General features: G+C 60.7%; 11 protein-coding genes. All 11 read left to right on the top strand.

What is annotated here, in order from left to right; genetic code table 11:
• Positions 1–7 precede the first annotated feature (7 nt).
• The 11 genes from treZ (at position 8) to F8N12_RS10485 (ending at position 14,676) form a co-directional block, all read left to right on the top strand.
• A complete protein-coding gene (treZ, locus tag F8N12_RS10535; protein ID WP_150580369.1) occupies positions 8–1,801 on the top strand; it encodes a malto-oligosyltrehalose trehalohydrolase in 1,794 nt (597 codons plus the stop codon).
• A complete protein-coding gene (gene malQ, locus F8N12_RS10530) occupies positions 1,798–3,876 on the top strand; it encodes a 4-alpha-glucanotransferase (RefSeq protein ID WP_150580368.1) in 2,079 nt (692 codons plus the stop codon). Before treZ ends, malQ begins: the two co-directional genes overlap by 4 nt.
• Positions 3,873–6,638, top strand: coding sequence for a malto-oligosyltrehalose synthase (locus F8N12_RS10525; RefSeq protein ID WP_150580367.1), 2,766 nt, complete (start codon positions 3,873–3,875; stop codon positions 6,636–6,638). The genes malQ and F8N12_RS10525 overlap by 4 nt, the downstream gene beginning before the upstream one ends.
• 21 nt (positions 6,639–6,659) lie before the next feature.
• Complete coding sequence (locus F8N12_RS10520) at positions 6,660–6,992, top strand: DUF2934 domain-containing protein (RefSeq protein WP_150580366.1); 333 nt, start codon at positions 6,660–6,662, stop codon at positions 6,990–6,992.
• 139 nt (positions 6,993–7,131) lie between these two features.
• Positions 7,132–9,294, top strand: coding sequence for a glycogen debranching protein GlgX (gene glgX / locus F8N12_RS10515; protein ID WP_150580365.1), 2,163 nt, complete (start codon positions 7,132–7,134; stop codon positions 9,292–9,294).
• Between the two features lies 1 nt (position 9,295).
• Positions 9,296–10,285 (top strand): acyl-CoA dehydrogenase, encoded by a 990-nt coding sequence (locus tag F8N12_RS10510; RefSeq protein ID WP_150580364.1) that lies wholly within the window; start codon positions 9,296–9,298, stop codon positions 10,283–10,285.
• Positions 10,282–11,040: a PIG-L deacetylase family protein gene (locus F8N12_RS10505; protein ID WP_150580363.1), complete on the top strand. Its 759-nt coding sequence runs from the start codon at positions 10,282–10,284 to the stop codon at positions 11,038–11,040. The genes F8N12_RS10510 and F8N12_RS10505 overlap by 4 nt, the downstream gene beginning before the upstream one ends.
• On the top strand, positions 11,037–11,636 hold the full coding sequence (locus tag F8N12_RS10500; RefSeq protein WP_150580362.1) for an SAM-dependent methyltransferase: 600 nt from the start codon (positions 11,037–11,039) through the stop codon (positions 11,634–11,636). Before F8N12_RS10505 ends, F8N12_RS10500 begins: the two co-directional genes overlap by 4 nt.
• Positions 11,633–12,292 (top strand): glycosyltransferase, encoded by a 660-nt coding sequence (locus F8N12_RS10495; RefSeq protein WP_150580361.1) that lies wholly within the window; start codon positions 11,633–11,635, stop codon positions 12,290–12,292. Before F8N12_RS10500 ends, F8N12_RS10495 begins: the two co-directional genes overlap by 4 nt.
• 119 nt (positions 12,293–12,411) lie before the next feature.
• Positions 12,412–13,170, top strand: coding sequence for a PIG-L deacetylase family protein (locus tag F8N12_RS10490; protein WP_150580360.1), 759 nt, complete (start codon positions 12,412–12,414; stop codon positions 13,168–13,170).
• 705 nt (positions 13,171–13,875) lie between these two features.
• Positions 13,876–14,676, top strand: a complete 801-nt coding sequence (locus F8N12_RS10485) for an endonuclease/exonuclease/phosphatase family protein (RefSeq protein WP_150580359.1) — start codon at positions 13,876–13,878, stop codon at positions 14,674–14,676.
• Positions 14,677–14,795: the final 119 nt, after the last annotated feature.

The raw sequence follows: 14,795 nt of genomic DNA, 5'->3' as shown, positions 1-14,795 counted from the left end.
TGCACCCATGCCGTTACGGACCCAAGAGACCTGGCCCCACGGCGCAATAATGCTGGACGCCGAACACACGCGTTTTGCCTTGTGGGCACCGGACGCCGTTTCGGTCAGCGTGGAATTGCAAGATGGCCAATCCGTGCCACTGTTGCCCAAGGCCAATGGCTGGCACGTGAACGAAGCGCGCTGCCCGGCCGGCACGCGCTACCGTTTCAGAATCGACAATGAACTGGACGTGCCCGACCCGGCTTCCCGCGCCCAGGACGGCGACATCGACCGCCCCAGCATTGTGGTTGATCCCCTCGCCTACCCCTGGCAACACCGCGATTGGCAGGGACGGCCATGGAATGAGGCGGTGATCTACGAATTGCATGTCGGGGCGCTCGGCGGCTACAGCGAAGTTGAAAAACAGTTGGCGCGCCTCGCTGATCTGGGCGTAACCGCCATCGAACTGATGCCCATCGCGCAATTTCCCGGTGACCGCAACTGGGGCTACGACGGGGTACTGCCTTACTCACCCCAAGCCTCGTACGGCACCCCCGAGCAACTCAAGCATTTGATCGACACCGCCCACGGCCATGGCCTGGCGGTGCTGTTAGACGTGGTTTACAACCATTTCGGCCCCGATGGCAATTACCTGCACCGCTACGCCAAGGGCTTCTTCAACGAACACAAGCACACCCCATGGGGCGCGGCGATTGATTTCCAGCGGCGCGAAGTGCGCGACTTTTTCATCGACAACGCGTTGATGTGGTTGTTGGAGTATCGCTTCGACGGCTTGCGTTTCGATGCGGTGCATGCGATCAAAAGCCCGGATTTCCTGCAAGAGCTGGCGCAGCGCGTGCGCGAGCAGATTGATCCCGCGCGTCACGTGTGGCTTACCGTCGAGAACGAGCACAACCAGGCCAGCCTGTTGCAGGAAGGTTTTGACGCACAGTGGAACGACGACGGCCATAACGCCTTGCACGTATTGCTGACCGGTGAAACTGACGCTTATTACGCGGACTATGCCGACGACACCACCGAAAAGCTCGCGCGTTGCCTGAGCCAGGGTTTTGTGTTTCAGGGCCACACCAATCGTCACGGTGAAGCCCGCGGTGAACCCAGTGGCCATCTGCCTACCAGCGCGTTCGTGCTGTTCCTGCAGAATCACGACCAAATCGGCAATCGCGCCTTTGGCGAGCGCCTGCCGCAACTGGCGCACCCCGATGCATTGAAAGCTGCAACCGCGTTGTTATTGCTGTCGCCGATGATCCCGCTGATGTTCATGGGCGATGAATTCGCAGCCGAGCAGCCTTTCCTGTTTTTCACCAGTCACCACGGTGAGCTGGCGGAACTGGTCCGTGAAGGGCGACGTAACGAATTTTCCGCCTTCAGCGCCTTCGCCGATCCGGAAAAGCGCGAGCGAATCCCTGATCCAAATGCGCAAGAGACGTTCGAGGCCTCGCGTCCTGATCTGCTTGAGCGCCCCTCTGCAGTCCACGATCTTTATCGGCAATTGCTGCAATTGCGCCGCACGCACATCGTGCCGCACTTGACCGATGCCGAAGCGCTCGGCGCCCAGGTGCTGGGCAAAGGCGCGGTGTCCGCACGCTGGCGTCTGGGCAATGGCAGCGAGCTGAGAATCGACCTGAACCTCAGCGATACGCCAGTGGTCCACTCCCCACAGGCCGATGTTTTGCAGGTGTTTGAACACCCACCCCAGGCGTTCGGCCTACTGGATCAGGGCACGCTTGCCCCGTATTGCGCGCTAGTCAGCCTCACGGCCGCAGCCCCTTTGCTACCCCTGGATGGAGAGCGCCAATGAGTGATGCGCAACTGGAAATACTCGCCAGCCGAGCTGGCCTGGCCGTTGACTGGATCGACGCCAACGGTCGCCAACAGAAAGTCGCTCCCGCAGTATTACGCAACGTTTTGACCGGGCTTGGCCACCCTGCGAGCTCGGCGATGGAAATCGACGCCAGTCTGCTTGAATTGCAAGCCGTGCAACAGACCCGGCACCTGCCTCCATTGTTGACCGCTGACGTCGGTGTCGGCCTTGATCTGTCCCGGTATTTCGCGCCACAGACCCCTTGTGAAATTCATCTTGAAGACGGTTCCCGGATCGACCTGAAGCTGGACACCGAAGCGTTTCTGCCAGGCCTTATCCCGGTCGGTTATCAGAACGTGCGCATCGACGATCAGGAATTCACGTTGGCCGTGGCCCCGGAGCGTTGCTACAGCGTGGGTGACGCGGTGGAAAATCCGTTGCCTCGTGCCTGGGGTTTGAGCGTGCAACTGTACTCGCTGCGTCGCCCCGGCGATGGCGGCTTCGGCGATACGCAGGCATTGGAGAATCTCGCCCGTGTGGCCGGTGAACGCGGTGCCGAGGCGCTCGCGATCAGCCCGATGCACGCAATGTTCAGCAGCGACACCCATCGCTACAGCCCATACTCGCCCTCCAGCCGCCTGTTTCTAAACAGCCTGTACGCCGCACCGGGAGCAATTCTGGGCGAACGGGCGCTGCGCACCGCGATTGACGCGACCGGGCTTGCCGCGCAACTCAAGGAACTCGAGGCACTGCCCTTAATAGACTGGCCGGTTGCCGCCGAAGCTAAACACCGGGTGTTGCAAGCGTTGTATGAAGGATTTGTCCAGGGCGAGCATCCGCTTCATCCCGACTTCAGCAGCTTCCGTCACGCTGGCGGTGAGGCGCTGGAGAATCATTGCCGTTTCGAAGCCATTCAAGAGGCCCGTGCCGCCAAGGGTGAAAGCCTCGACTGGCGTGAGTGGCCGGAACAATGGCGTGATCCGCGCAGCAATGCGCTCGCCGAGTTTGCTGAGGAAAACGCCGGACGCATCGGCTTCTTTGCGTTCTGCCAATGGCTGATCACCCGTTGCCTGGAGCGTGCGCAAACCGCCGCCCGCAGTAGCGGCATGAGCATCGGCCTGATCGCTGATCTGGCGGTAGGCGCAGATGGCGGCGGCAGCCAGGCCTGGAGTCGTCAGGACGAATTGCTCGCCGCACTGACCGTTGGCGCGCCACCGGACATTCTCAACCGCAGCGGCCAGGGCTGGGGCATCTCCGCGTTTTCTCCCGAAGGGCTGGTACGGCACGGTTTCCGCGCGTTCATCGAAATGCTGCGGGCCAACTTTGCGCACGCCGGTGGCCTGCGCATCGATCACGTCATGGGTCTGCAACGATTGTGGGTGATTCCCAACGGTGCACCGCCGGCTGACGGCGCCTACCTGTATTACCCGATTGACGACATGCTGCGTCTGCTCGCACTGGAATCCCACCGCCATCAGGCAATCGTCCTCGGTGAAGACCTGGGTACAGTGCCCGAAGGCCTGCAGGAAAAGCTGATTGCACGTTCAATCCTGGGCATGCGCGTGATGCTGTTCGAGCAGGACAATGCACATTTCAAGGGCACGCTCGACTGGCCAGACAACGCATTGGCGACCACCAGCACCCACGATTTGCCAACCATCAATGGCTGGTGGTACGGACACGATATAGACTGGAATGCCCGTTTGGGACTGGTCGATGCGCACACTGAAATAGAATGGCGTCAACATCGCGAACGCGAGCGTGAAGGCCTGCGCCGGGTGTTGGCTGAAGACCCGCAGAACTTCCGCGAAGAGTCCCATGAGACCGATCAGGTACTCGACGCAACCATTCGTTTCCTGGGCCACACACCCGCACCCCTGGTGTTGCTGCCCCTGGAAGATGCTCTGGGTATTGAACAGCAGGCCAACCTGCCCGGCACCACCAACGAACACCCTAACTGGTCGCGGCGCCTGCCCGGCGACAGCGAAACCCTACTGGATGACCCGGACGCCGCCCGGCGTCTGGAATTGCTCGCCTGTGCGCGACTTCAAGCAGCTGAGCGTGACCGATGAATCAAGCACTTGTTAAACCGCTGCGGGCGACTTTGCGCCTGCAATTCCATAAAGATTTCACCCTGGATCAAGCGGTGCCGCTGGTACCGTATTTCGCCAGCCTCGGAATCAGCCACATCTACGCGTCCCCCCTGCTCGCCGCCCGTGCCGGCTCGATGCACGGTTATGACGTGGTCGACCCGACCCGGGTCAATCCGGAGCTCGGCGGTGAAGCGGCTTTGCGCCGACTGGTCACTGCCCTGCGCGAGCAGAACATGGGGCTGATCCTTGACATCGTATCCAACCACATGGCGGTCGGCGGGGGCGACAACCCATGGTGGCAGGACTTGCTGGAATGGGGACGCCTGAGCCCTTACGGAGAATTCTTCGACATTCAGTGGCATTCCCCCGACCCGTTGATGGAAGGCCAGTTGTTATTGCCGTTCCTGGGCAGCGACTACGGCGTCGCCTTGCAGGATGGCACCTTGCATTTGCGCTTCGACGCCGAGCGCGGCGGGTTTTATGTCGAGCATTACGACCATCACTTCCCGATCTGCCCGAAGAATTACGGCGAGCTCTTGCGCGTCGACAACGAGGCGCTCAAATCCCTCGCAGAGCGGTTCAGCGCCCTTAGTTTCCAAAGCGACGCGCACAGCCTGGCGATGCCGTTGAAGGAAGAGCTGCGCGAACTGGCGAGCGATCCGGCGATTCTGCAACTCATCGAGCAATCCCTCGGCGCATATGATTCGCTCAAACCGGAAGGTTTTGATCGGCTGCACGCCTTGCTCGAACGGCAAAGCTACCGCCTCGCCAGCTGGCGCACAGCCGGTGACGATATCAATTGGCGGCGTTTCTTCGATGTCAACGAACTGGGTGGTTTGCGCGTAGAACGCCCTGCCGTGTTTGAAGCGACTCACGCGAAGATTTTCGAGCTGGTTGCCGCTGGCCTGATCGACGGACTGCGCATCGACCATATCGATGGCCTCGCTGACCCGCGTGGTTACTGCCGCAAGTTGCGTCGCCGAGTCGACAGCCTGTGCCCGGATCGGCACTTGCCAATCTACGTGGAAAAAATTCTCGGCGAAGGCGAAACCCTGCATCGCGACTGGTCTGTGGATGGCACCACCGGTTATGAATTCATGAACCAGGTATCGCTGCTGCAACACGATCCGGCTGGCGCCGAAACCCTCGGTGAATTGTGGAGCGGCATCAGCCAGCGTCCTGCGCAGTTCCTCCAGGAAGCGCATCTGGCGCGCCAGCAGATCCTCAACGGCTCGCTCGCCGGTGACTTCGAAAGTGTCGCCCAGGCATTGCTGCAAGTGGCCCGCGATGACTTGATGACCCGTGACCTGACGCTCGGCGCGATCCGCCGGGCCTTGCAGGAATTGATTGTGCACTTCCCGGTGTACCGCACCTACATCAGCCCTCGCGGGCGCTCCGCCGAGGACGACGTGTTCTTCCAGCAAGCCATGGACGGCGCCCGGCACACCCTCGGCGAGGCTGATTGGCCGGTGCTCGATTGCCTGGCACGCTGGCTCGGCGGTGAGCCCTGGCGCAAACGGCCGGTGGGTCGCTCGCGCAAAATGCTCAAACATGCTTGTGTGCGGTTTCAGCAGCTGACTTCACCAGCGGCGGCGAAGGCAGTGGAAGACACGGCGTTCTATCGTTCGGCGGTTTTGCTCTCGCGTAACGATGTCGGCTTCAGCACCGAGCAGTTCAGCGCACCGGTGGCTGATTTCCATGCGGCTTGCCTCAATCGCTTGCAGGAATTTCCAGACAACTTGTTGGCCACCGCGACCCATGACCACAAGCGGGGCGAAGATACCCGCGCCCGCCTGGCGGTATTAAGCGAGCGCAGTGACTGGTATGCCGAGCAGGTGCCGCTGTGGCAGGCCCTCGCCCGCCCGTTGCGCGCTGACGAGCAAATGCCTTCTTCCGGTGACGAACTGTTTCTCTATCAGGCCTTGCTCGGCAGCTGGCCGCTGGACTTGCGCAGCGACGATCACGCGGCGCTCGAGGCCTACAATGAACGCGTCTGGCAGTGGCAGCAAAAAGCACTGCGTGAAGCCAAGTTGGCAAGCAGCTGGAGCGCACCCAATGACGCTTACGAGCAAGCGGCGCAACAATTCCTGCAACGTCTGCTGCTGAGTCCGGAAGGTGAAGCGCTGCGTACGGCGCTGGGTGCAGCTGCAAACGCCCTCGCCGCCCCCGGCGCGCTGAATGGCCTGGCGCAAACCTTGCTGCGCATGACCGTGCCGGGCATTCCGGATTTGTATCAGGGCAGCGAGTTCTGGGATTTTTCGCTGGTCGATCCGGACAACCGCCGTCCGGTGGATTACGCCAGACGCCAGCAGGCCGTGCAGTCGCCTGCGCGGTTGCCGGAGCTGCTAGACCATTGGCGTGACGGTCGGATCAAACAAACCCTCATCCAGCGCACCCTGCAGTTGCGCGCTGAGCATCCCGAGCTGTTCAGACAGGGTAGCTACCAAGCCCTGGAAGTGATCGGCAGCCAAGCTCATCGTGTGCTCGCTTTCGCACGATCGCTGGAAGGCAAAACGGCCATCGTCATAGTGCCGGTCCGCTGCGCCGGGTTGCTCAAAGACAGTTCCGTGCCACAGATCGACGCGCTGCAATGGGGCGATACCCGGGTGCAGTTACCGTTTGCGGCCTCAGGCGAAAATCTGAAGGGACTTTTTTCCAGCGCGGTAGTCACAGAACACAGAGAGCTGGCCATCAGCGCAGCGCTGGGGAGTTTCCCCGTTAACGTTTTTATCAAAGTTTGAGTTGAGTTCAGGAGCAATGCGATGAGTACTGACGATAAACGCGTTCGAGAATTTGCTTACCAAATCTGGGAGTCGGAAGGCAAACCGGAGGGACAGGAAGCCCGTCACTGGGAAATGGCTCGCAAGCTCGCAGAGGCCGAAGCACTGGCGCCGAGCAAATCGCCCAAGGCGGCTGGTAGTAAATCGGCTGGCAAGATCCCCGCGAAAAAGGCGGACAGCAAAGTAATCGACGGCAAAGGCGCTGAAACGAAAGCCAAGGCCAAGAAGCCGGCAGCAGCTTCTTCGATCGTTCCACCAGGTGAAAAAGCTGCCGAAAAAAAGCCTCGCGCCGCGCGTAAACCGCCTGCGGTCTGACGCGCTCACACCTTTGCCCTGAATGACTCGTGGCGAGTGCGCTCGCCACCGAGGTTTCGCTCGTCCTCGAAAAAACCCGAGCCGTGTATCACGCACTTCGACATCGAACAGCGTCAGCCCCCTATTTGCAGGAGCACCTATGAGCAGCAGTCCAAAAAAAACCGCGCCGGAAACCAAGGCCGAGCCTTCGCGCATTCGTGAAGGTTTACCCTTCCCGTTAGGCGCGACCTGGGATGGTCTGGGGGTCAACTTCGCCTTGTTCTCCGCTAACGCCACCAAGGTTGAATTGTGCATCTTCGATGATTCGGGCGAGATCGAGCTTGAGCGCATCGAGCTGCCGGAATACACCGACGAGATCTACCACGGCTACCTGCCCGACGCCCATCCCGGAATGATTTATGGCTACCGCGTCTACGGTCCATATGACCCGGCAAACGGCCATCGCTTCAACCACAACAAGCTGTTGATCGACCCGTATGCCAAACAACTGGTTGGCGAGCTCAAATGGTCCGAAGCCCTGTTCGGCTACACCATCGGCCACCCGGATGCCGACCTCAGCTTCGATGAGCGCGACAGTGCGCCGTTTGTACCCAAGTGCAAAGTGATCGACCCGGCTCACACCTGGGGCAACGATCAGCGCGTCAGCGTGCCGTGGGACAAAACCATCATTTATGAGACTCACGTACGCGGCATCAGCATGCGTCACCCGTCCGTCCCAGAGAATGTGCGCGGCACTTTCGCCGGGTTGATGGTCGATGACGTGCTGGAACACATCCGCAAGCTTGGCGTGTCGTCGGTTGAGTTGCTGCCCATCCACGCATTCGTCAATGACCAGCACTTGCTGCACAAGGGCATGACCAACTACTGGGGCTACAACAGCATCGCGTTTTTCGCCCCGGACCCGCGCTATCTCGCCAGCGGCAAGATTGCCGAGTTCAAGGAGATGGTTGCGCATCTGCACGAAGCCAATCTGGAAGTGATTCTCGACGTGGTCTACAACCACACCGCCGAGGGCAACGAGCAGGGCCCGACCCTCTCCATGCGCGGCATCGACAACGCCTCTTACTACCGCTTGATGCCGGACGACAAACGTTACTACATCAACGATTCCGGCACCGGCAACACCCTCGATCTGAGTCACCCGTGCGTGCTGCAAATGGTCACCGATTCGCTGCGTTACTGGGCCACGGAAATGCATGTGGACGGTTTCCGCTTCGACCTGGCGACCATTCTCGGTCGCTACCACGATGGCTTCGACGAGCGTCACAGTTTCCTCGTTGCCTGCCGTCAGGACCCGGTATTGCGCCAGGTGAAAATGATTGCCGAGCCTTGGGATTGCGGTCCCGGTGGATATCAGGTGGGCGGCTTCCCTCCGGGCTGGGTTGAGTGGAATGACCAGTATCGCGACACCGTGCGCGCTTTCTGGAAAGGTGATGAAGGCCAACTGGCCGACTTCGCCAGCCGCATGACGGCCTCTGGGGAGATGTTCAACCAGCGCGGGCGACGTCCGTATGCGTCGGTGAATTTCATCACTGCGCACGACGGCTTCACGCTTAATGACCTGGTGTCGTATAACGACAAGCACAACGAGGCCAACGACGAAAATAACCAGGACGGCAGCAACAACAACCTGTCCTGGAACCATGGCGCCGAAGGCCCGACTGACGACCCGGAAATCAACGAGCTGCGCCAGCGGCAGATGCGCAACTTCTTTGCCACGCTATTGCTCTCGCAAGGCACGCCGATGATTCTGGCCGGCGATGAATTTGCGCGCACTCAGGATGGCAACAACAACGCCTACTGCCAGGACAGCGATATCGGTTGGGTCAATTGGGATCTCAGCGATGATGGCAAAGCCCTGCTCAAATTCGTCAAGCGTCTGATCAAGCTGCGCCTGACCTACCCGATCCTGCGTCGTGGTCGCTTCCTGGTGGGCAATTACAACGAGGACATCGGCGTCAAGGATGTCACCTGGCTCGCGCCAAGTGGCGAAGAAATGTCCATCGAACAATGGGAAGACGCGCACGGCAAATGCCTGGGCATGTTGATGGATGGCCGAGCGCAGGAAACCGGGATTCGCCGCAAGGGTGCCGATGCGACCCTGTTGCTGGTAGTCAATGCGCACCACGACGTGGTCAATTTCACTTTGCCTGAAGTCCCGGACGGTGGATTCTGGACCTGCATGATCGACACCAATCAACCGTCGATTCGAGGCCAGGAGCGCTTCGAGTTCGGCCACGAATATTCGGTCACCGGCCGTTCGTTACTGTTGTTCGAACTGCAGCATGAGGAAGAAGAGTGAAATGGACCTCAGTGCATTTCTGCTGCGTCGTTCACCGGATTACCCTGACGCCGATGCGTTAGGGCAATGCCTGCGGGAAATGGTCGAGGCAGGTCTCGATCAGCTCCCGTTGCCCGGTAACGGTCAAACGCTGGAACGTTTCCAGCGCTTGGCCGAGGTTGCCGGGCATGATCTGGCGCTGTGCAAACTGTACGAAGGCCATACCGACGCGCTGGCGATTGTCCAGCAACTCGGTGGTTCGCCTACCCCAGGCAGCACGTGGGGCATGTGGGCCGCCGAACCACCAGACGCTCGTGTTCGCGTCATCCCGCAAGGCCATCTGGTTACGCTGAATGGCCGCAAGGCCTGGTGTTCGGGCGCCGCAGTATTGAGTAATGCCTTGCTGACCGCTTGGGATGATCAGGGCCGTCAGCAACTGGTGGCGGTTGCGCTGGATCAACCCGGCGTGAACGTTACCGATCAAGGTTGGCATGCAGTCGGCATGGGCGCGACGGGCAGTGTCGAGGTGCTGTTCGATGGGGCTCAGGCAAAGGCCATCGGACAGCCCGGCGATTACCTGCATCGACCCGGTTTCTGGCAAGGCGGCATTGGTATCGCCGCCTGCTGGTACGGTGCCGCACAAAGCCTTGCCGAACGCTTGCGCAGTCATTGCAGGTTACGTCCAGAACCCCATGCTCTTGCTCATCTAGGCGCCGTCGACTGCGCGTTGCAAGCGGCGGCTGATGTTTTGAGAATCGGCGCACAGGCCATTGATGCCGCGCCTTTAGACAATGCTGAACTGTTGGCCCGTCGCGCTCGCGCCGTGGTTGAACAGGCCGCCGAGCAAGTGATTTTGCACGTCGGCCATGCCCTCGGTGCAGGCCCTTATTGCAAGGATCGGCATTTCGCTCGGATGATCGCCGATTTGCCGGTCTTCCTCCGTCAAAGTCATGCCGAACGAGACCTTGCAGCGCTTGGCGAAAAAGTACTCAGTGGAACATGGACGTTATGAAAAACAATCCAATCGTCGGTCAGGGCACGTCGTTGCATCAGTGGCAACGCTCGAGCCAATTGGCGCAGCTGCCCGATACCGACATTCTGCAGCTGGTGCCGGAAGGTTCGCGCGCAGTCATTATCGCCCCGCACCCCGACGATGAAGTGCTGGGCTGTGGCGGGCTCCTGCAGATTCTTGCGGCGGCTGGTCGGCCATTGCAGCTGATTTCGGTGACCGATGGCAGCGCCAGTCATCCCGGTTCCGCGAGCTGGCCAGTCGAACGCTTGAGCACCGTACGCCCGCAAGAGTCCGCCGAGGCATTGCGCCGGTTGGGTCTGCCGTTGCACAGCCTGAAATGGTTGCGCGGTGGCTTTGCCGACAGTCAGGTGGCAGCACGCGAGGCCGAGCTGTGCGATTTCATTGAACGCTATCTGCGCCCGGACGATGTGGTGTTCACCACCTGGCGTGAGGACGGCCATTGCGATCATGAAGCCGTGGGCCGCGCCAGTGCCGAAGCAGCGCGACGCGTGGGGGCCACCCTGCTCGAATTGCCCGTGTGGACCTGGCACTGGGCAGCGCCGGAAGATCGCGCGGTGCCGTGGGAGCGGGCACGCAAGATTCTCCTGAGCGCGCCTCTGGTCGCACGCAAGCGTCACGCGATTCACGCCTTCGCCAGCCAACTGGAAGGCGATCCGCTGGTGGGTCTGCCGCCGGTGCTTGCACCTAACGTGGTCGATCGTTTGCTGCAGCCATTCGAGGTGGTGTTCATATGAGTGTCGACGATCGCTATTTCGACGGTCTCTTTGCAGGCAACGACGATCCCTGGTCGTTTCGCCAGCGCTGGTATGAGCAACGCAAACGCGCCATCACCCTGGCCGCCCTGCCCCGACCCCGGTATCGCGCCATCTTCGAGCCCGGCTGTGCCAACGGTGAGCTGAGTGCGGAACTGGCCGGCCGCTGCGATCGTTTGCTGTGTTATGACACCGCTGCAGCGGCAGTCAGTCTGGCGCGCACGCGTCTGAGCCTGTTTGATCACGCCGAGATTCGCAAGGGCCGCTTGCCGGAAGACTGGCCGAACGAGCAGTTCGACCTGATCGTGTTGAGCGAAGTCGGCTATTACCTGGATGCCGACGATCTGACCCGCTTGATCCAACACGCCGCGCAGTCCCTGACGGCTGATGGCCAACTAATCGCCTGTCATTGGCGCCCGCCTATTGAGGGCTGCCCGCTCAACGCCCGTCAAGTGCACGACCAGTTGCACGAGCATCTGCACCTGCCGCGCCTGGTTTTGCATCAGGAAGCTGATTTTCTATTGGAAGTCTGGAGCCGTGAACCGCGCTCCGTTGCCGCACTTGAGGGTTTGCGATGATTGGAATTCTGATCCCGGCACACAATGAGGAGGCATTGCTCGAAGAATGCCTTCAGGCCGCATTGCTGGCGGCGCGGCATGATTTATTGAACGGTGAAGATGTTGAAGTGCTGGTGGTGCTGGACAGTTGCACCGATCGTTCGCTGGAGATCGTCAAAAGTTACCCGGTGCACAGCCTGGTGATCCAGGCGCGTAATGTCGGCGAGGCGCGCGCAGCAGGCGCGCGATTTTTGCTGGAGCGTGGTGCGCGATGGATTTCCTGCTCTGACGCCGACAGCAGGGTGGCCCACGATTGGCTGGTGGCGCAATTGGCCCTTGGCACTGACGCCGTGTGCGGCACGGTCACGGTGGAGACGTGGCACGAATCGTTCGATGAAGCGGCGCAGATTCGTTATCACCAGCATTATCAGGCTCGTGAAGACCACCGGCATATTCACGGCGCCAACCTGGGCATCAGCGCCGATGCCTACAGGCGCGCCGGCGGGTTTGAGCCTCTGGCCTGCCATGAAGATGTGCAGCTGGTGCGCCAGCTTGAACGCTGCGGCGCAACGATCGCCTGGAGTCACCGCCCGCAGGTGCTGACCAGCGCCCGCCTCGACGCACGGGCTCGGGGCGGTTTCGGTGATTATCTGCGGGGGATGCTTCAGGTCGGCTAAAAAACGAAACGGGTAGAACATCAGGGCGACGAATAGCGTTACTTGAGTAATACTCTGCTTCCGCAATCCATGGTTTGGAGCGCGGCGCCCCGGCTCAATCGACACAAGGATGTAGACCGATGAAACCCGTTTCCATCAGTGACACCAGCCTCCCCGGACAAATCTGGAACCACGCCGCCCAGCTCGACAACATCCCCGTCATCAGTACCCGCAACCTTGTCCCGCCGGGGGCACGGGCAGTATTCATCGCGCCCCATCCCGGTGATGAAGTGGTGACCTGCGGCGGGCTGCTGCAATTGCTCAGCGCGCTGGGCCATCCACTGCAACTCATCTCGATCACCGATGGCAGTGCCAGTCACCCTGGCTCGCGCCAGTGGTCGGAAAAACGTCTCAGCGTATTCCGGCCGCAGGAAAGTGTCGAAGCCCTGCGCCGGCTTGGCTTGCCGATGCACAGTTTGAAATGGATTCGCGGCGGTTTTACCGACAATGCCTTGAATGAACGTGAAGCTGAGCTGGCGCAATTTATCGCGCGCTACCTGCGAGCCGATGACGTGGTGTTCACAACGTGGTCTGAAGACGGCCATCCCGATCAAGCAGCCGTGGGTCGTGCTGCCGCCCGGGCCGCCGACTCAGTCGGCGCGACATTCAACGAAGTACCCGTATGGGCCTGGCACCGGCCGGCACGCGATCACACGCACATTCCCTGGCATCGCGCGCGCAAGCTGCGCCTCGACACCTGGACTGTGGCGCGTAAAAGCCACGCTACCCACGCTTACGCCACCCAGCTGGACGGTGATCCGGCCATCGGCCTCGCACCGTTGATACCGCCGGTTCTGCTGGAACGCATGCGCTTGCCCTACGAAATCGTCTTCGTCTGACTCACCACCTGTAGCAGCTGCCGAGCCTGCGAGGCTGCGTGTGTAGCAGCTGTCGAGCCTGCGAGCCTGCGAGGCTGCGTGGGCTGCGTGGGTTGTGGCCTGCTCGCGCGGGTTCGGACGCAGGAGCCCTTAAACCGGCCGACGCGATTCACCTGACACACTGAGTCGTCTGGTGCAGCGAGTCCTTCGGCCTCGACGCAGCCTCGCGGGCTCGGCAGCTGCTACGTCGATTGCGTCGATACCGCCGGTTCTGCTGGAACGCATGCGCTTGCCCTACGAAATCGTCTTCGTCTGACTCACCACCTGTAGCAGCTGCCGAGCCTGCGAGGCTGCGTGTGTAGACTTCAGCTGCGAGGGCTGCGGCCTGCTCGCGCGGGTTCGGACGCAGGAGCCCTAATACCGGCCGACGCGATTCACCTGACACACTGAGTCGTCTGGTGCAGCGAGTCCTTCGGCCTCGACGCAGCCTCGCAGGCTCGGCAGCTGCTACATCGATTGGGTCGATACCTGGTGGGACGCAGCCTCGCGGGCTCGGCAGCTGCTACATCGATTGGGTCGCTTGGTGGCCGCAGCCTCGCGGGCTCGACGGCTGCTACATGGGCTTGCGGCGTTTGGGGGAGGTGCGGGCGGCACGACGAATCACGCTGAACTGCTCGCCCGCGTATCAGTCGCATGCATAAGCAAGCCTGATTCAGAGGAGTGAACGTGACCAGTGATTCCAAGCCGCAAGTTATCGAGCCCGCAGAGCCGGATGCGCCACCGGCGATTCATCGACTCAGGGTGCTGACGGTCAACACTCACAAAGGATTTACGGCGTTCAACAGGCGCTTCATCCTCCCGGAACTGCGTGAGGCAGTGCGCAGTACTTCCGCCGATCTGGTGTTTCTGCAGGAAGTGGTCGGCGAACATGAGCGCCACTCCAACCGCTTTGATGACTGGCCGCAAACGTCGCAATACGAATTCCTCGCCGACAGTATGTGGAGCGACTTTGCCTATGGCCGCAACGCCGTCTACCCCGACGGCCACCACGGTAATGCACTGCTTTCGAAATACCCCATCCGCGAATATCGCAACCTGGATGTCTCCATTACAGGGCCGGAACGTCGCGGGCTGCTGCATTGCATTCTGGACGTGCCAGGACACGCCGAGGTCCATGCAATCTGCGTGCACTTGAGCCTGCTGGAAAGCCACCGCCAGTTACAGCTTCAGCTGTTGTGCCAACTGCTCGAATCCTTGCCCGACGATGCACCGGTAATCATCGCCGGCGACTTCAACGACTGGCAACTGCAAGGCAACGCCACCCTCGCCCGCCGCAATTATCTGCACGAGGTATTTGAACGTCAAAACGGCCGCCCGGCGAAAACCTATCCGGCACGCTTCCCCCTATTACGACTGGACCGAATCTACTTACGCAACGCCAGCAGTCACAACCCGCGAATACTGGGCAATAAGCCCTGGACGCACTTGTCGGATCACTTGCCACTGGCAGTGGAAGTGCATCTTTGAGGCAAATCCCGATGAATGGGCTACTGTGATTTGTGTCAGTAGGAATGCCGACTTCTATTGCTAGGGTAAATCGTCCTCGTCAGTTCATTTCGGGGACCCGTGAAACACCGTAGTCGATG

The sequence above is a fragment of the Pseudomonas fluorescens genome (assembly GCF_902497625.1).
GTDB classification, from domain to species: Bacteria; Pseudomonadota; Gammaproteobacteria; order Pseudomonadales; family Pseudomonadaceae; genus Aquipseudomonas; species Aquipseudomonas fluorescens_BQ.
The sequence above is the reverse complement of the archived record's forward strand: the minus strand, read 5'-3'. Positions and strand labels throughout refer to the sequence as shown.

Bases quoted from the DNA above. Each gene is read 5' to 3' on its own strand.
- F8N12_RS10495 (WP_150580361.1), top strand. From the start codon at position 11,633: ATGATTGGAATTCTGATCCCGGCACACAATGAGGAGGCATTGCTCGAA.
- F8N12_RS10510 (WP_150580364.1), top strand. From the start codon at position 9,296: ATGGACCTCAGTGCATTTCTGCTGCGTCGTTCACCGGATTACCCTGAC.
- F8N12_RS10520 (WP_150580366.1), top strand. From the start codon at position 6,660: ATGAGTACTGACGATAAACGCGTTCGAGAATTTGCTTACCAAATCTGG.
- treZ (WP_150580369.1), top strand. From the start codon at position 8: ATGCCGTTACGGACCCAAGAGACCTGGCCCCACGGCGCAATAATGCTG.
- F8N12_RS10525 (WP_150580367.1), top strand. From the start codon at position 3,873: ATGAATCAAGCACTTGTTAAACCGCTGCGGGCGACTTTGCGCCTGCAA.
- malQ (WP_150580368.1), top strand. From the start codon at position 1,798: ATGAGTGATGCGCAACTGGAAATACTCGCCAGCCGAGCTGGCCTGGCC.
- F8N12_RS10500 (WP_150580362.1), top strand. From the start codon at position 11,037: ATGAGTGTCGACGATCGCTATTTCGACGGTCTCTTTGCAGGCAACGAC.
- glgX (WP_150580365.1), top strand. From the start codon at position 7,132: ATGAGCAGCAGTCCAAAAAAAACCGCGCCGGAAACCAAGGCCGAGCCT.
- F8N12_RS10505 (WP_150580363.1), top strand. From the start codon at position 10,282: ATGAAAAACAATCCAATCGTCGGTCAGGGCACGTCGTTGCATCAGTGG.
- F8N12_RS10490 (WP_150580360.1), top strand. From the start codon at position 12,412: ATGAAACCCGTTTCCATCAGTGACACCAGCCTCCCCGGACAAATCTGG.